Annotated in this window: 12 protein-coding genes and 3 tRNA genes; 7 read left to right on the top strand and 8 right to left on the bottom strand. The window is 72.7% G+C overall.

The window, feature by feature from the left end; all coding sequences use genetic code 11:
* Positions 1 to 18 precede the first annotated feature (18 nt).
* Positions 19 to 450, top strand: coding sequence for a hypothetical protein (locus ACSURM_RS24915; protein ID WP_436957978.1), 432 nt, complete (start codon positions 19 to 21; stop codon positions 448 to 450).
* A gap of 151 nt (positions 451 to 601) precedes the next feature.
* Here the strand turns inward: ACSURM_RS24915 and ACSURM_RS24910 are convergent.
* The 3 genes from ACSURM_RS24910 to ACSURM_RS24900 all read right to left on the bottom strand — a co-directional run bounded on the left by ACSURM_RS24910 (position 602) and on the right by ACSURM_RS24900 (position 1,004).
* Positions 602 to 675, bottom strand: a tRNA-Ile gene (locus ACSURM_RS24910).
* Between the two features lie 177 nt (positions 676 to 852).
* A tRNA-Asn gene (locus tag ACSURM_RS24905) sits at positions 853 to 925 on the bottom strand.
* A gap of 6 nt (positions 926 to 931) precedes the next feature.
* Positions 932 to 1,004 (bottom strand) — tRNA-Asn (locus ACSURM_RS24900).
* 158 nt (positions 1,005 to 1,162) lie between these two features.
* Between ACSURM_RS24900 and ACSURM_RS24895 the strand changes: the two genes are divergently transcribed.
* From ACSURM_RS24895 to ACSURM_RS24880, 4 genes are all read left to right on the top strand, one after another.
* On the top strand, positions 1,163 to 1,456 hold the full coding sequence (locus tag ACSURM_RS24895; RefSeq protein WP_436957977.1) for a YtxH domain-containing protein: 294 nt from the start codon (positions 1,163 to 1,165) through the stop codon (positions 1,454 to 1,456).
* A 91-nt stretch (positions 1,457 to 1,547) separates the two neighbouring features.
* The gene (locus tag ACSURM_RS24890; protein ID WP_436957976.1) at positions 1,548 to 2,987 is read left to right on the top strand and encodes an FGGY family carbohydrate kinase; all 1,440 of its coding nucleotides are present in this window, start codon (positions 1,548 to 1,550) and stop codon (positions 2,985 to 2,987) included.
* Positions 2,988 to 3,137: 150 nt separating this feature from the next.
* Entirely contained in the window at positions 3,138 to 4,871 is a 1,734-nt protein-coding gene (locus ACSURM_RS24885; protein WP_436957975.1) for an ABC transporter ATP-binding protein, read from the top strand.
* Complete coding sequence (locus ACSURM_RS24880; RefSeq protein WP_436957974.1) at positions 4,871 to 6,796, top strand: ABC transporter ATP-binding protein; 1,926 nt, start codon at positions 4,871 to 4,873, stop codon at positions 6,794 to 6,796. The genes ACSURM_RS24885 and ACSURM_RS24880 overlap by 1 nt, the downstream gene beginning before the upstream one ends.
* A 33-nt stretch (positions 6,797 to 6,829) precedes the next feature.
* On the opposite strand, the gene ACSURM_RS24875 is transcribed toward ACSURM_RS24880, so the two are convergent.
* The 5 genes from ACSURM_RS24875 to ACSURM_RS24855 all read right to left on the bottom strand — a co-directional run bounded on the left by ACSURM_RS24875 (position 6,830) and on the right by ACSURM_RS24855 (position 13,647).
* Positions 6,830 to 7,978, bottom strand: coding sequence for an RNA polymerase sigma factor (locus tag ACSURM_RS24875; protein ID WP_436957973.1), 1,149 nt, complete (start codon positions 7,976 to 7,978; stop codon positions 6,830 to 6,832).
* Positions 7,979 to 8,176: 198 nt separating this feature from the next.
* Complete coding sequence (gene dnaG, locus ACSURM_RS24870) at positions 8,177 to 10,084, bottom strand: DNA primase (RefSeq protein ID WP_436957972.1); 1,908 nt, start codon at positions 10,082 to 10,084, stop codon at positions 8,177 to 8,179.
* A gap of 47 nt (positions 10,085 to 10,131) precedes the next feature.
* On the bottom strand, positions 10,132 to 11,397 hold the full coding sequence (locus tag ACSURM_RS24865) for an NAD(P)/FAD-dependent oxidoreductase (protein WP_436957971.1): 1,266 nt from the start codon (positions 11,395 to 11,397) through the stop codon (positions 10,132 to 10,134).
* A gap of 104 nt (positions 11,398 to 11,501) precedes the next feature.
* Positions 11,502 to 12,800 (bottom strand): deoxyguanosinetriphosphate triphosphohydrolase, encoded by a 1,299-nt coding sequence (locus ACSURM_RS24860; protein WP_436957970.1) that lies wholly within the window; start codon positions 12,798 to 12,800, stop codon positions 11,502 to 11,504.
* Positions 12,801 to 12,858: 58 nt separating this feature from the next.
* Positions 12,859 to 13,647 carry a sirohydrochlorin chelatase gene (locus ACSURM_RS24855; protein ID WP_436957969.1) on the bottom strand — a complete coding sequence of 263 codons (789 nt, stop codon included), beginning with the start codon at positions 13,645 to 13,647 and terminating at the stop codon, positions 12,859 to 12,861.
* A 199-nt stretch (positions 13,648 to 13,846) separates the two neighbouring features.
* Between ACSURM_RS24855 and ACSURM_RS24850 the strand changes: the two genes are divergently transcribed.
* Positions 13,847 to 14,533, top strand: coding sequence for a SanA/YdcF family protein (locus tag ACSURM_RS24850; RefSeq protein ID WP_436957968.1), 687 nt, complete (start codon positions 13,847 to 13,849; stop codon positions 14,531 to 14,533).
* A gap of 191 nt (positions 14,534 to 14,724) precedes the next feature.
* Positions 14,725 to 16,908 (top strand): molybdopterin oxidoreductase family protein, encoded by a 2,184-nt coding sequence (locus tag ACSURM_RS24845; protein ID WP_436957967.1) that lies wholly within the window; start codon positions 14,725 to 14,727, stop codon positions 16,906 to 16,908.
* The last annotated feature ends 4 nt before the right edge of the window (positions 16,909 to 16,912 follow it).

Raw genomic sequence — 16,912 nt, 5'->3', positions numbered from 1 at the left:
TCATGGCCGTCGTCCCCCGTGACGTCCCCTTCGAGGTGCGCCGCTGCGCTGGCGATCCCCGAGAGCGCCTGGCAGGGGGACATCGCCGTCTTCTTAGCCCACGGCGCACGGCAGTCGGGGGACACCTGGGCCGTTGGAGCGCAGACCCAACCCGGCTCCGATTTCCTCGGTGTGATCAGCCTCACCGGCCGGGGTCAGGACGACGCCGCCAACGCGGCCGTGAAGTGGATACGCGACCACTGCACCGCGAACGACCTGGAGCTGGTCCGGGTTGAGAACTTCAACGATCGCTACCCGGCGGAGCAGCGAGCCGACTTCTCGCTCACACGCTTGACGATCGCCCGATCCGAGGCGCCGGGCGTGGACGGCTGGGCGCTGCCGACGGGCCTGCCGCCCGCAGCGTCCCGGACCGCCCGCCGAGCTTCGAACGGGCGCCGGAAGGCGGCGTGAAGGCCCCCGCGTCCCCTGAACCGGACCCGTGTCCCCTGCGTGTCCCCTGGATCTTGATCTGAACGGATGAACGGGGGTCCCCACCTTGGAGTGGTGACCCCCGTTGTCGCGTTTCCGCAGGTAGAAACGGTTCTCTGGGAGAACCTTGGGGTGGGGCGGGTGGGACTCGAACCCACGGCCGACGGATTATGAGTCCGCTGCTCTAACCGGCTGAGCTACCGCCCCATAGCGGCGTGTCGCGTACAAGTGTGCGCGCCGTCTGCCGCAGCATAGCCGCTCATACGATCTGCTGCCTCGGCTGGTCGGCTTCCACGCTGCCGCTCATGACCTTGAGGACACCGGCGCGGGCGCGACGGTTCCCGGGGACATGAAAAAGGACCCCTGAGGGGTCCTCGTTCAGCGCTCCCCCGACTGGACTCGAACCAGTAACCTGCCGGTTAACAGCCGGCTGCTCTGCCAATTGAGCTACGGAGGACCGAAGCTCCCCCGACTGGACTCGAACCAGTAACCTGCCGGTTAACAGCCGGCTGCTCTGCCAATTGAGCTACGGAGGATCGCCTCGTTTGCATCGAACGTACCTACCTGGGTATTCGCCAGGGGGCGGTCGCTCGCTGCGACACATACATTAGCGCAAGCAGGGGGGTGCTCCGCCAATCGGTACCCTCGGCGCCAGCGCCGCACCAGATACCTACGCACGGGAAGGGTGGCAGCCATGCGCTACCGGCTCACGTTCCTCGCCGGACTGGCCCTCGGATACGTACTCGGCACGAAGGCCGGACGCGAGCGCTACGAACAGCTGAAGAAGTCGGCCCGGCAGATCGCGCGGAACCCCGCGGTCCGCAACACCGCCGAGACCGCCGCCCAGCAGGGCCGCGTCTACGCGGGCAAGGCCTTCCACACGGTCGGCGACCGGATCCCCGAGTCGGTGGCCCACCGGGTCCGCTCGCTCCGCGAGCGCAACGGGCACGGCACCCGCGAGGACGACTGGGGCAGCAGCACCACCTGACCCCCGGCCCGCGCCCGCCCCGCGACGGCCCCCCTCCCCCTCGGGCGCCCTCCGGCCCGGCCGGGCGCGGCGGTACGGCAAAATCGTCCGCATGGGGATAGTCGCCGGCTTGGACAGCTCACCGGAGTTCACACGCATCGTGGTCTGCGACACGGACACCGGTGCCGTACTACGACAGGGGTACGCCCCGCACCCGGTGGAGGGCCGGCCCAGCGACATCGACCCGCAGGCCTGGCTGCTCTCCCTCGGGGAGGCGGCCGGCGGCGGTCTGCTGGAGGGGGTGCAGGCCATCGGGGTCTCGACCCAGCAGAACGCCGTGGTCCCGCTGGACGCCCAGGGCAATACCGTCCGCCCGGCCCTGGTCGGCGGCGACAAGCGCGCGCAGGTCGCCGCCGCCGACCTGGTCGACGCGCTCGGCGGCCGGGAGGCCTGGGCGCAGGCGGTCGGCTGTGTGCCGCAGGCCGCCCAGCCGGTCACCAAGCTGCGCTGGCTGGCGAAGAACGAGCCGGAGAACGCCCAGCGCGTCGCCGTCCTGCTCCAGGCCCACGACTGGCTGGTCTGGCAGCTGCTCGGCCGGCCGCTGCGGCGCACCACCGACCGCGGCGGGGCCTCCGGCACCGGGTACTGGTCGGCGGCCACCGGCGCCTACCGCCCCGACCTGGTCGAGCTGGCGCTCGGCCACCAGGCGGTGCTGCCGGAGGTGATCGGCCCCTCGGAGGCGGCCGGCACCACCCCGGAGGGGCTGCTGATCTCGGCCGGCACCGGGGAGACCATGGCCGCCGCGTTCGGGCTGGGCCTGGGCCTCGGGGACGTGGTGGTGTCGCTCGGGGCCTCCGGTTCGGTGATGGCCGTGCACCCGGAGGCGCTCGCCGACCAGACGGGGATGATCACCTCGCTCGCCGACGCCACCGGCATGTACCTGCCGGTGGTCACCACCCTGAACGCCGTACGGGCCCTGCGCGGCACCGCCGAGCTGCTCGGCCTGCCGGACCTGGAGAGCCTGTCGGAGCTGGCGGTGAAGTCCACACCGGGGGCGCACGGGCTGGTGCTGCTGCCGTATCTGGAGGGCGAGCGGACGCCGAACCTGCCGCACACCGCGGGCACCCTCGCGGGGCTGCGGCGCGAGTCGATGAAGCCCGAGCACCTGGCGCGGGCCGCCTTCGAGGGCATGCTCTGCGGGCTGGCGGACGCGCTGGACGTGCTGCGCGGGCGCGGCGTGGAGGTGCGCCGGATCTTCCTGCTGGGCGCCGCCGCCGAGCTGCCCGCCGTGCAGGCCTCGGCGCCGTCGCTGTTCGGCGCGCAGGTCGTCGTACCGCAGCCGGCGGACTACGCGGCGATCGGCGCGGCCCGGCAGGCGGCCTGGGCGCTCGGGGTGTCGCAGGGCACCCTGGACCCGCGCACCCCGCCGGCCTGGCAGGGCGCGGCGGCGCAGGTGCTGGAGCCGGGCGAGGAACTGGCCGTGGGCCAGGCGGTGCGGCAGCAGTTCACCGCGGTACGGGAGCAGACCCACCCGGGAGCATTCCGCCCGTAAGAGGCACAACAGGTCTTAACTCCCCTAAACCCCATGCCAGTAGAGGAGAAACCTTCGGGTTAATCGGTTGAGGTAACGCGGGTGGAGTGTCCGACGATAGGGGCCAAGGGCAACCGACCAGCCCCTGTCGCCGACTCCGAGAGACGTAGCGTGCTCATACGACTTCTACGGACCTATCTCAGGCCCTACAAGAAACCCATCGCCTTCCTGGTGGCGTTCCAGTTCCTCCAGACCTGCGCGACCCTCTACCTGCCCACCCTGAACGCCGACATCATCGACAACGGTGTCGTGAAGGGTGACACGGACTACATCCTGTCCTTCGGCGCCCTGATGATCGGCATCTCGCTGGCACAGGTCGTGTGCAACATCGGGGCCGTCTACTACGGCGCCCGGACCGCCTCCGCGCTCGGCCGGGACGTGCGCGGCGCGGTCTTCGACCGGGTGCAGTCCTTCTCCGCGCGTGAGGTGGGTCACTTCGGGGCGCCCTCCCTCATCACCCGTACGACGAACGACGTGCAGCAGGTCCAGATGCTGGTCCTGATGACGTTCACCCTGATGGTGTCGGCGCCCATCATGTGCGTGGGCGGCATCGTGCTGGCGCTCGGCCTGGACATGCCGCTGTCCACCGTGCTGATCGCGGTCGTGCCGGTGCTCGGCGTCTCCGTGACCCTGATCGTGCGCCGGCTGCGCCCGCTGTTCCGGTCGATGCAGGACCGGCTGGACACGGTCAACCGGGTGCTGCGCGAGCAGATCACCGGCAACCGGGTGATCCGCGCCTTCGTCCGGGACTCCTACGAGCAGGAGCGGTTCGGCAGGTCCAACACGGAGCTGACCGAGATGCAGCTGGCCACCGGCCGGCTGCTGGCCCTGATGTTCCCGATCGTGATGACGGTGGTGAACCTGTCGTCCATCGCGGTGGTGTGGTTCGGCGCGCACCGCATCGACAGCGGCGGGATGGCCATCGGCGACCTCACCGCGTTCCTCGCCTATCTGATGCAGATCGTCATGTCCGTGATGATGGCCACCTTCATGTTCATGATGGTGCCGCGCGCGGAGGTCTGCGCCGAGCGCATCCAGGAGGTGCTGGACACCGAGTCCAGCGTCGTGCCGCCGACGGCCCCCGTCACCGGGCTGCGCTCCCACGGGCACCTGGAGATCCGGGGCGCGGGCTTCCGCTATCCGGGGGCCGAGGAGCCGGTGCTGAAGTCCATCGACCTGACCGCCCGGCCCGGCCGGACCACGGCCGTGATCGGCTCCACCGGCAGCGGGAAGTCGACGCTGCTCGGGCTCGTCCCCCGGCTGTTCGACGCCACCGACGGCGAGGTGCTGGTGGGCGGCGTGGACGTGCGCGAGATGGACCCGGTGCTGCTCGCGAAGACCGTCGGGCTCGTCCCGCAGAAGCCGTACCTGTTCGCCGGCACGGTCGCCACCAACCTTCGCTACGGCAATCCGGACGCCACCGACGAGGAGCTGTGGCACGCGCTGGAGGTGGCGCAGGCCAAGGACTTCGTGACCGGGCTGGAGGGCGGCCTGGACGCGCCGATCGCGCAAGGCGGCACCAATGTCTCCGGCGGTCAGCGGCAGCGGCTCGCCATCGCCCGCACGCTGGTGCAGCGCCCGGAGATCTACCTCTTCGACGACTCCTTCTCCGCGCTCGACTACGCCACCGACGCCGCCCTGCGCGCCGCGCTGGCCCGGGAGACCGCCGAGGCCACCGTGGTGATCGTCGCCCAGCGGGTGTCGACCATCCGGGACGCGGACCGGATCATCGTGCTGGACGAGGGCCGGGTGGTCGGCACCGGCCGGCACGCCGAGCTGATGGCAGCCAACGAGACCTACCGGGAGATCGTGCTCTCCCAGCTGACGGAAGCGGAGGCCGCCTGATGGCCGGTCCCATGGGACGCATGACGGGCGGCGGGCCCGACCAGCGCTCGATGGACTTCAAGGGGTCGGGCAGACGACTCGTCGCGCGGTTCCGGCCGGAGCGGCTGACGATCTACGCGCTGCTGCTGTGCGTGGTCGTCAGCGTGGCCCTGAGCGTGGTCGGACCGAAGATCCTCGGCCGCGCCACCGACCTGGTCTTCGCCGGTCTCATCGGCCGGGAGATGCCGCACGGCGCCACCAAGGAGCAGGTGCTCGACTCCATGCGCGAGCGCGGCGAGGGCCGGGTCGCGGACATGCTGAGGAGCACCGACTTCACCCCCGGCAAGGGCATCGACTTCACAGCCGTGGGAGAGGTGCTGCTGCTCGCCCTCGGCACCTTCCTGGTCGCGGGCCTGCTGATGGCGGTCGCGACCCGGCTGGTCAACCGGGCCGTGAACCGCACGATGCACCGGATGCGGGAGGACGTGCAGGCCAAGCTGTCGCGGCTGCCGCTGTCGTACTTCGACAAGCGCCAGCGCGGTGAGGTGCTGTCCCGGGCGACGAACGACATCGACAACATCGGGCAGACCCTCCAGCAGTCGATGGGCCAGCTGATCAACTCGGTGCTGACCATCGTCGGCGTGCTGGTGATGATGTTCTGGGTCTCCTGGATCCTGGCGCTGGTGGCCCTCGTCACCGTCCCGCTGTCGTTCGTGGTCGCCACCCGGGTCGGCAAGCGGTCGCAGCCGCACTTCGTGCAGCAGTGGCGCTCCACCGGCAAGCTCAACGCGCACATCGAGGAGATGTACACCGGGCACACCCTGGTGAAGGTGTTCGGGCGGCAGGAGGAGTCGGCGCGGCAGTTCGCCGAGCAGAACGACGCGCTGTACCAGGCCGGGTTCAAGGCGCAGTTCAACAGCGGCGTCATGCAGCCGCTGATGATGTTCGTGTCGAACCTGAACTACGTGCTGGTGGCGGTCGTCGGCGGGCTGCGGGTCGCCTCCGGCGCCCTGTCGATCGGTGACGTGCAGGCGTTCATACAGTACTCACGGCAGTTCTCCATGCCGCTGACGCAGGTCGCCTCGATGGCGAACCTGGTGCAGTCCGGCGTGGCCTCCGCCGAGCGGATCTTCGAGCTGCTGGACGCGGAGGAGCAGGAGGCGGACCCGGTGCCGGGCGAGCGGCCGGCCGAGCTGCGCGGGCGGGTGTGCCTGGAGCACGTGTCGTTCCGGTACGACCCGGAGAAGCCGCTGATCGAGGACCTGTCGCTGACGGTGGAGCCGGGGCACACGGTGGCGATCGTCGGCCCGACCGGCGCGGGCAAGACCACCCTGGTCAACCTGCTCATGCGGTTCTACGACGTCTCGGACGGCCGGATCACCCTGGACGGGGTGGACATCCGGCGGATGACCCGGGACGAACTGCGCTCCGGGATCGGCATGGTGCTCCAGGACACCTGGCTGTTCGGCGGCACCATCGCGGAGAACATCGCCTACGGCGCCGCGCGCGAGGTCACCCGCGGCGAGATCGAGGAGGCGGCGCGGGCCGCGCACGCCGACCGGTTCATCCGGACGCTGCCCGACGGCTACGACACCGTGATCGACGACGAGGGCACGGGCGTCAGCGCCGGTGAGAAGCAGCTGATCACCATCGCGCGGGCGTTCCTGTCCGACCCGGTGATCCTGGTGCTGGACGAGGCGACCAGCTCGGTGGACACGCGCACGGAGGTGCTGATCCAGAAGGCGATGGCCAAACTGGCGTCGGGCCGTACGTCGTTCGTGATCGCGCACCGGCTGTCGACGATCCGGGACGCGGACACCATCCTGGTGATGGAGAACGGCTCGATCGTCGAACAGGGCGCGCACGCCGAGCTGTTGGCGTCCGGCGGGGCGTACGCCCGGCTGTACGAGGCGCAGTTCGCGCAGGCCGTGGCCGAGGTGGACTAGGCGCGAGGGAGGGGCCGCCGGCCGGTGGCCCCTTCAGTCCAGGTAGCCCCTCAGCTGCTCCGCGAAGGCGTGGTCGCGGAGCTTGCCGAGGGTCTTGGACTCGATCTGCCGGATCCGCTCCCGGGTCACGCCGAACAGCCGGCCGATCTCCTCCAGCGTGCGCGGGCGCCCGTCGGCCAGGCCGTAGCGCAGCTGTACGACCTTCCGCTCGCGCTCCCCCAGGGTGGACAGCACCGCGTCCAGGTGCTCGCGCAGCAGCAGGAAGGCGGCCGACTCCACCGGGCTGGCGGCGTCGCCGTCCTCGATGAGGTCGCCGAGGGCCACCTCGTCCTCCTCGCCGACCGGGGCGTGCAGGGACACCGGTTCCTGGGCGAGGCGCAGCACCTCGCGGACCCGCTCGGGGGTCAGGTCGAGATGGGCGCCGACCTCTTCCGCGGTGGGATCGTAGCCGCGTTCCTGGAGCATCCGCCGCTGCACCCGGACGACCCGGTTGATCAGCTCCACCACGTGCACGGGTACGCGTATCGTGCGGGCCTGGTCGGCCAGCGCCCGGGACATGGCCTGGCGGATCCACCAGGTGGCGTAGGTGGAGAACTTGTAGCCGCGGGCGTAGTCGAACTTCTCCACGGCCCGGATCAGGCCGAGGTTGCCCTCCTGGACGAGGTCGAGCATGGTCAGTCCGCGGCCGACGTACCGCTTGGCGACGGAGACGACCAGCCGCAGGTTGGCCTCGATGAGTCTGCGCTTGGCCATCCGGCCCATGACGACGAGCCGGTCCAGGTCGAGCGCCAGCTCGCTGTCCAGGTCGGGGGTGGTGCTCAGCTTCTCCTCCGCGAAGAGGCCGGCCTCGACCCGGCGGGCGAGTTCCACCTCCTCGGCGGCGGTGAGCAGCGGGATGCGGCCGATCTCGCGCAGGTACTGCCGGAACAGGTCGGCCGAGGGCCCGCCGGACTCCGCCCGCGCGACGACCGGGACCTCGGCCTCCGGCTGCTCGTCCGGCTCGTCCGGCTCGTCCGGTACCTCCGCGTCCACCGCCTCCCCGGCGGCCGGCTCCGGATCGAGGCCGGCCCGGCCCTGCGGGGGTACGGCCACGAGGACGCCGGTCTCCGCGTCCGGCTCGTCCCCGTCGGCGGGGGTGGCGCCGGCACTGCTGTCGGTCTGGGCGAGGGTCCGGGTCTGCACGGGGGGCGACCTCCAGGATGATCGCTGCGAAGCCGAGCGGCAGCGTGCGCTCCGAGGCTCGGGCACCGCCCCCAGTGTGGGGTACGACACAACACCGCCACGAGGGGCGTGCGGTGACTTTTTGCATCCATCTGGTGACTGGCCGATTATGCGGCACGTCGGACTATGCGACCGGCAACTGCGGACGGCCGGATCGCGTCAGAGCGCCTCCGCGCCCCGTTCGCGCAGGGACTGGTCGTACTGCTGGAGGACCCACAGTTCGTTCTGGACGGCGGCCAGTTGGGCGGGGTCGCCGCCGGTGGCGAGGCGGGTCATCTGGGACTGGATGTCGCGGATGCGGCGTTCGACGGCGCGGCGGCGGATCTGGACCAGGACCGTGCCGGCGTAGGTCTCGTCCACCGTGCGGCGCAGGATCGGCTCGACGGCCAGCTCCGTGACCATGGAGCGGACCGCGTCGTCCGGGGCGGCCTCGCGCACCCGGACCAGGTACTCCTGCGGGTCGGGCACGCCGTACTCCGCGCCGCCCGCCTCCGCGATGGCCAGCCGCACGGCCGCGTACGGGGGCGCCGTGAACTCGTCGACGCCGTACGCGTCGAACGCCGGGGAGACCAACTCGGGCCGCTGGAGGGCGAGTTTGAGCAGTTCTCGTTCGGCGGCGTAGACCGGGTTGCGCAGGGTCAGCGCCGGGCCGGAGGTCGCCGGGCGCGGCGCCTCGGCCCACTGCCGCTCGTCCGGGCGGCGCCGGTCGGAGGGCTGCTGCCCCCTGCCGCCCTCGCGTGCCCAGCGGGCCAGCTGGGCGACCCGGCGGACCACGAACTGGGTGTCGAGGATGCCCAGCATCCCGGCCAGCTCCACGGCGACCTCGTGCTGCGCGCCGCTGTTCTTGATCTTCGCGACGACCGGCGCGGCCTCGTCCAGCGCGGCGGCCCGGCCGGCCGGGGTGTCCAGGTCGTACCGGCTCACGATCTGCCTGAGCGCGAACTCGAAGAGCGGGGTGCGCGGTTCGACCAGGTCGGCCACCGCCTCGTCGCCCTTGGCCAGCCGCAGGTCGCAGGGGTCCATGCCGTCGGGGGCGATCGCGATGTACGTCTCGGCGGCGAACTTCTGGTCGTCCTCGAAGGCCCGCAGCGCCGCCTTCTGCCCGGCCGCGTCACCGTCGAAGGTGAAGATCACGCGCGCGCTGCGGTTGTCCATCAGCAGCCGCCGCAGGATCTTGATGTGCTCCCCGCCGAAGGCCGTGCCGCAGGTCGCGATGGCCGTCGTCACCCCGGCCAGGTGGCAGGCCATGACGTCGGTGTAACCCTCGACCACCACCGCGCTGCTGGTCTTGACGATGTCCTTCTTCGCCAGGTCGATGCCGTACAGCACCTGGCTCTTCCGGTAGATCGCCGTCTCGGGCGTGTTCAGGTACTTCGGCCCGTTGTCCGCCTCGTACAGCTTGCGGGCGCCGAAGCCGACGACCTCGCCGCCGATGTCCCGGATCGGCCACATCAGGCGGCCCCGGAAGCGGTCGATGGGGCCCCGGCGGCCCTCCTGGGACAGCCCGGAGAGGATCAGCTCCTTGTCGGTGAAGCCCTTGCCGCGCAGATAGCGGGTGAGGTGGTCCCAGCCCTGCGGGCTGTAGCCGACCCCGAAGTGCACGGCGGCGGCCTGGTCGAAGCCGCGCTCGGCGAGGAAGATCCGGCCGGTCTCGGCCTCGGCGCCGGTGGCGAGCTGCTCGGCGTACCACTGCGCGGCGATCTTGTGCGCCTCGACCAGGCGGATGCGCTCGCCGCGCTGGTGGGCCGGGTTGTACCCGCCCTCCTCGTACCGCAGCGTGATGCCGGCCTGCGCGGCCAGCCGCTCGACCGCCTCCGAGAAGGAGAGGTGGTCCACCTTCATCACGAAGGTGATGGTGTCGCCGCCCTCCTGGCAGCCGAAGCAGTGGAAGAGTCCCTTGCTGGGGCTGACCTGGAAGGACGGCGACTTCTCGTCGTGGAACGGGCACAGGCCCTTGAGGTTGCCGCCGCCCGCGTTGCGCAGCTGGAGGTACTCGGAGACCACGGCGTCGATCGGGACCGCGTCCCGTACCGCCTTCACGTCCTCGTCGTTGATCCGTCCTGCCACGGATGAATTCTACGGGGGCGCGGGGAGGCTCCCGGTGCCTTCAGGGGTCACGGGACGAGCCCGGCGAGCGGCACGTGCGGGTCCGACAGGGCCTCGACGTTCACCTGGGCCCGGGAACGGATCAGGTTCTGGATCGGCTCTGTGACATCCCACACGTTCACGTTCATCCCGGCCAGCACGCGCCCCTCGCGCACCCAGAACGCGATGAACTCCCGCTTGCCCGCGTCGCCCCGGATCACCACCTCGTCGTACGAACCGGGCGGCGCCCACCCGCTGTACTCCATGCCCAGGTCGTACTGGTCGGTGAAGAAGTACGGCACCCGGTCGTAGGTGACGTCCTTCCCGAGCATCGCCCGCGCGGCGGCCGGACCGCCGTTCAGGGCGTTCGCCCAGTGCTCCACCCGCAGCCGGGTGCCGAACAACCCGAGCGGGAAGGACGCCACGTCGCCGGCCGCGTGGATGTCGGGGTCGGAGGTGCGCAGCCGCTCGTCCACCAGGATGCCGCCGCCGTCCGCCCGGCCGGCGATCTCCAGCCCGGCCGCCTCGGCGAGCGCCACCCGGGGGGCCGCGCCGATCGCCGCGAGGACGTCGTGCGCCGGGTGCTCCTCGCCGTCGTCGGTGCGGGCCGCGAGGACCATGCCGTCCTGTCCGACGATCTCGGTGAGCCGGACCCCGAAGCGGAAGCGGACGCCGTGCTCGCGGTGCAGCTCGGCGAAGACGTTGCCCAGCTCCGGGCCGAGGACACCGTGCAGCGGGGTGGGCTCCGGTTCGATCACCGTGACCTCGGCGCCGTACTCCCGGGCCGCCGCCGCGACCTCCAGCCCGATCCAGCCGGCGCCCGCGATCACCAGGTGCCCGTTGTCCCGGCCGAGGTGCTGGAGCACCCCCTTGAGGCGCTCGGCGTGCGCGAGGCGGCGCAGGTGGTGGACGCCCGCCAGGCCGGTGCCGGGGACGTCCAGGCGGCGCGGTTCGGCGCCGGTGACCAGCAGCAGCTTGTCGTAGCGGACGAGGGTGCCGTCGTCGCCGAAGCGGACCGTCTTCGCCGCGCGGTCGATGCGGTCCACGGTCTGGCCGAGGTGCAGCTCGACGTCGTGCCGCGCGTACCAGGCGGGCTCGTGCACGAAGACGCTGTCGCGCTCCTCCTTGCCGAGCAGATAGCCCTTGGACAGCGGCGGGCGCTCATAGGGGTGGTCGCGTTCGTCGCAGATCAGTATCACCCGTCCGCTGAAACCCTCCGCCCGGAGCGTCTCGGCCGCCTTCGCACCGGCGAGACCGCCTCCGACGATGACGAATGTCTGATCCGCGTCGACCACTTGATGCCTCCTCGTAAGGGTGCCGCCACGTGCGAGCCTCCCGCACGCAGCGTGATGCGGGAAGAGGGTGTGACCCGATCAGGCCACGGACGGTCACTTTCCGTTCACCGGCGTCCCGTCAGTCTCGCGTGCAGCGACAGCGCGGAGGCGTCGGTGAGGGAGGCGATCTGGTCGACGATCACCCGCTTGCGCGCCCGGTCATCACCCGCCGCGTCGAACAGCGCGCGGAACTGGGGGTCCAGCCCGTCGGGCGCGCGGGCGGTGAGCGCCTCGGCCAGCTCGGCGACGATCACCCGCTGGTCGGCGCGCAGCCGCTCCTGCTCGGCGCGCTGCATCACATACCGGTCCGCGACCGCCTTGAGCACCGCGCACTCCATCCGGGTCTCGCGGGGTACGACCAGCCGGGCGGCGTACCGGGTGAGCCGGCCCGTTCCGTACGCGGCGCGCGTCGCGGTCTCGGCGGCCAGGCAGAACCGGCCGATGAGCTGGCTGGTGGCGTCCTTCAGCCGGGCCTGGGCGACGGCGGTGCCGTCGTAGCCGTGCGGCCACCACTCCGCGTCCTGGAGGCGGTCCAGCGCGGCGGAGAGTTCGGCCGGGTCGGTGCCGGCGGGGACGTAGCGGCCGACGGCCACCTCGAACACCGCTTGCCGTTCCGGCTCCGCGTGCAGGCAGTTCGGGTCGATGTGCCCGGCGTGCAGTCCGTCCTCGACGTCGTGCACCGAGTAGGCCACGTCGTCCGACCAGTCCATGACCTGCGCCTCGAAGCAGGTGCGGGTGCCGGGGGCGTGGGCCCGGACCCACTCGAACACGGCGCGGTCGTCGTCGTACACGCCGAACTTCGGGGACGTGGGCGCGGTGGGGTGCCCGCCGCGCGGCCAGGGGTACTTGGTGGCGGCGTCGAGGGTGGCGCGGGTCAGGTTCAGGCCGACGGAACGGTCCTCGGTGAACCGTTTCGGCTCGATGCGGGTGAGGAGCCTGAGGGACTGGGCGTTGCCCTCGAAGCCGCCGCAGTCGTCGGCGAACTCGTTCAGCGCGGTCTCGCCGTTGTGGCCGAAGGGGGGATGGCCGAGGTCGTGGGCGAGACAGGCCGCCTCCACCAGGTCCGGGTCGCAGCCGAGGGCCGCGCCCAGCTCCCGGCCCACCTGGGCGCATTCCAGGGAGTGGGTGAGACGGGTGCGCGGGCTCGCGTCCCACGCCTGGCTCCGGGTTCCCGGGGTCACCACCTGGGTCTTGCCCGCCAGGCGGCGCAGGGCGGCGGAGTGCAGGATGCGGGCGCGGTCGCGCTGGAAGGCGGTGCGGCCGGGGCGTTTGTCGGGTTCGGGGGCCCAGCGGGCGGCCGACGCCGGGTCGTACGCCGGGTCGTGTGCCGGGTCGTCTGCGGTGGAGAGTGCGGTGCCTTCCATGGGTCGACACTAAGCCTGATCGCCTGCCCGGTCTTCATCACGGGCGGCCCGCGCCCCTTCAGGCGGCCTCGGCCCACCGCGTCGCGAGGCTCCGCTCGTAACGGTGCAGGACCAGGCGGGCCATCGCCTCGTGGGCGCCGAGCGGCGCGGAGGCGATCCAAGGCGCCTGGGCGGCGCACCGCGTCGCGAAGCGGCCCGGAGCCGTGAAGCAGGAGGCGACCGCCACCCGGTGCCGGCCTCCGGCCGCCAGGGCGCGCAGGGCCGCCGGGACCGTCGGGGCCGCCGCCGAGGCGTACGCGGGGACGACGGGGACGCCCAGGCGGGCGGCCAGGAGGCGGGCGGTACGGCGGGTGTCCGCGGCCGAGTCCGGGTCGCGGGAGCCCGCCGCCGCGAGGACGACCGCGGTCGTGCGCCGGGCGGCGCCGTCCAGGACGGCCGGCCAGCCGGCCTCGGTGAGCCGGGCGTGCAGGGCCTCGGCGAGCAGCGGGTGCGGGCCGAGCGGGGCGGCCACGCTCGCCCGTACCGGCGCGGCGGCGGCCAGCTCCGGGATGTCCCGCTTGACGTGGTAGCCCCGGGCGAGGAGCAGCGGGACGAGGACGGCGCGGGTGTCGCCGAGGGCCGCGAGGGTGTCGGGCAGCAGGGGCTCGTTCAGCTCGATGTGGCCCAGGCGGACCGGCAGTCCGGGGCGCAGCGCGCGGACCCGCGCCGCCAGGGCCCGTACGGTGCCGAGCGCGCGCGGGTCGCGGCTGCCGTGGGCGACCAGGACCAGGGCGGGCGGTGCCGGGCGGCGGCCACCCGGCACGGAGACCGGCCGGGTGCGGGTGCGGGAGGGGATCGACGCCGTCATGGCAGGATCCTGGCCCGCGCGGGTTGCGCCCCCGTTGCCGGGCCGTCACGGGCGTTTTCCGTACCATCACCCCGCCCGGCGGCGGGGTGTGAGGAGAACCGGACGGGTGCGGGGGGCGTCTTCCCCGGTCGGGGGCGATCAGGGGGACGTCGTGTTCAGGTTCAGGGGGACGTCACATCCAGGTGCAAGGGGACGTCGTATGGGGATTCGCCGGCCGCGATGGCTGCGACGGCCGCGTACCCGGGCCGGGCGGCGGCGGCTGCTGTGGGCCCTGATGGCCGGGTGCGTGCTGGCGCTGCTGCCGGCGACCTGGCTGCGCCTGTCCACGGCGGACCGGCTGCGGACCACGGCGGACGTGCCGCGCGCGGAGGTCGCGGTGGTGTTCGGGGCGGGGCTGTGGCACGGGGAGCCGTCGCCGTATCTCGCGCACCGGCTGGACGCGGCGGTGACGCTGTACCGGGCGGGGCGGATCGAGGTCGTCCTGGTCACCGGGGACAACAGCCGCGAGGACTACGACGAGCCCGACGCCATGCGCGCCTATCTGACGGAACGGGGCGTGCCGGACCGGCGGATCGTCAGCGACTACGCGGGCTTCGACACCTGGGACTCCTGCGTGCGGGCCAGGCGGGTCTTCGGGGTGGACCGGGCGGTGCTGATCAGCCAGGACTTCCACATCCGGCGGGCGGTGGCGCTGTGCGAGGCGGCGGGGGTGACCTCGTACGGCGTCGGAGTGGCCGCCGAGCACGACGTGACCTGGTACTACGGCGGGACGCGTGAGCTGTTCGCGGCGGGCAAGGCGGCGCTGGACGCGGTGTTCCGGCCGGACCCGCGGTTCCTCGGCCCCCGGGAGCCGGGGGTGGCGCGGGCGCTGGCGACGGAACGGTGACGACGCCGACGCCTTACGGTGGGTCCGGCGACAACGGCGGGGCCGGCGGCCCGGACGGTCGCGGCTCTCCCGCGACGGATCCGGCGTGCCGTTCCCTCACGGTGGGCCGGGTGGCGTGGGGAGGGTGCCGTGCCGGGGGTGTAACCGGACGCGACCGGGGGACGTAACACGCCGGACGCACGCTGGGCGGTATGGAGAAGACCTCGACGCCCACCCACTGCCCGTACTGCGCCCTGCAGTGCGGGATGAACATCACGCCCCTGCCCCAGGGGGGCGTCGAGGTCACCGAACGCGCGGACTTCCCGGTCAACCGGGGCGCGCTGTGCGGCAAGGGCCGTACGGCGGCCGAGGTGCTGTCCCCGGCGGTACGGCTGACCACCCCGCTGGTGCGGGAGGGCGGCCGGCTGGTGCCGGCGGACTGGCCCGAGGCGCTGGACCGGATCGCCTCCCGGCTGGCCGCGACCCGGGAACGGTACGGCCCGGACGCGCTCGGCGTGTTCGGCGGGGGCGGGCTGACCAACGAGAAGGCGTACGCGCTGGGCAAGTTCGCCCGGGTGGCGCTGGGCACCTCACAGATCGACTACAACGGCCGGTTCTGCATGTCGTCGGCCGCGGCGGCGGGCACCAAGGCGTTCGGGCTGGACCGCGGGCTGCCGTTCCCGCTGGAGGACATCCCGAGGACGGGATGTGTGATCCTCGTCGGCTCCAACCTGGCCGAGACCATGCCGCCGTCGCTGCGGTTCTTCACCGAACTGCGGGAGAACGGCGGCACGCTGATCGTCGTCGACCCGCGCCGCACGAGGACGGCGGACCAGGCGGACCTGCACCTCGCACCCCGCCCCGGCACCGACCTGGCCCTGGCCCTCGGCCTGTTGCACCTCGTGGTGGCCGAGGGACGGACGGACGAGGAGTACATCCGGGAGCGGACCACGGGGTGGGAGGAAGCCCGGGCCGCGGCGATGGCGCACTGGCCGGAGTACGTGGAGCGGATCACCGGGGTCCCGGTGCCCCGGCTGCGCGAGGCCGTACGGATGTTCTGCGAGCCCGAGGCGGCGATGGTGCTCACCGCGCGCGGACCGGAACAGCAGTCCAAGGGCACGGACACGGTGGGCGCGTGGATCAACCTGTGCCTGGCGACCGGCCGGGCGGGGCGACCGCTGTCCGGGTACGGCTGTCTGACCGGGCAGGGCAACGGACAGGGCGGGCGCGAACACGGCCAGAAGGCCGACCAGTTGCCCGGCTACCGCAAGCTGGACGACCCGGCGGCGCGGCGGCACGTGGCCGGGGTGTGGGGCGTGGACCCGGACAGCCTGCCGGGCCCGGGGCGCAGCGCGTACGAACTCCTCGACGCGCTCGGCACGGACGTGCGGACGCTGCTGCTGATGGGGTCCAACCCGGTGGTGTCGGCCCCGCGCGCGGCCCACGTCGAGGAGCGGCTGCGCTCGCTGGACTTCCTGGCCGTGGCCGACGTCGTGCTGTCCGAGACGGCGGAACTGGCGGACGTGGTGCTGCCGGTGACCCAGTGGGCGGAGGAGACGGGCACGACGACCAGCCTGGAGGGCCGGGTGCTGCTGCGCCGCCGGGCGGTCGCCCCGCCGCCGGGGGTCCGCAGCGACCTGTACGTCCTGCACGAACTGGCCGGCCGGCTCGGCGTGGAGAAGGGCTTCCCGACCGACCCGGAGGAGGTCTTCGCGGAGCTGCGCCGCGCCAGCGCGGGCGGCCCGGCGGACTATTCGGGCATCACCTACCGCCGCCTGGCCGAGGAGAACGGCGTCTTCTGGCCCTGCCCGGAGGAACCGGCGGGGACGTCCGGAGCCGAGGGCGGGGACGGGACCCCGGTCGCCGTGTCCGAGGACCGGGGCGGCACCGGCGCGGCCGACGCCTCGGGAACCTCGGCCCCCGTACGCCACCCCGGCACCCCCCGCCTCTTCCTCGACCGTTTCGCCACCCCGGACGGGCGGGCCCGGTTCGTGGCCGTGGCGCACCGGGCGACCGCCGAGGAGCCGGACGCCGAGTACCCGCTGCTGCTGACCACCGGCCGGGTGGTGTCCCAGTACCAGTCGGGGGCGCAGACCCGGCGCGTGGCGGAGCTGAACGCGGCGGCGCCGGGACCGTTCGTGGAGCTGCACCCCCGGCTCGCGGCCCGGCTGGGCGCGGCGGAGGGAGATCCGCTGGCCGTGGTCTCGCGGCGCGGCCGGGCCGTGGCGCCGGCCCGGATCACCGACACGATCCGCCCGGACACCGTCTTCATGCCCTTCCACTGGCCGGGCGAGGGCCGCGCCAACACCCTCACCAACCCGGCGCTGGACCCCACGTCCCGGATGCCGGAGTTCAAGTCGTGCGCGGTGCGGGTGGAGGTGGTACCGCGGTCGTAGGGCC

This window comes from Streptomyces sp. SudanB182_2057 (assembly GCF_964272715.1).
In the GTDB taxonomy this organism is placed as follows: Bacteria; Actinomycetota; Actinomycetes; order Streptomycetales; family Streptomycetaceae; genus Streptomyces; species Streptomyces rubradiris.
The sequence above is the reverse complement of the archived record's forward strand: the minus strand, read 5'-3'. Positions and strand labels throughout refer to the sequence as shown.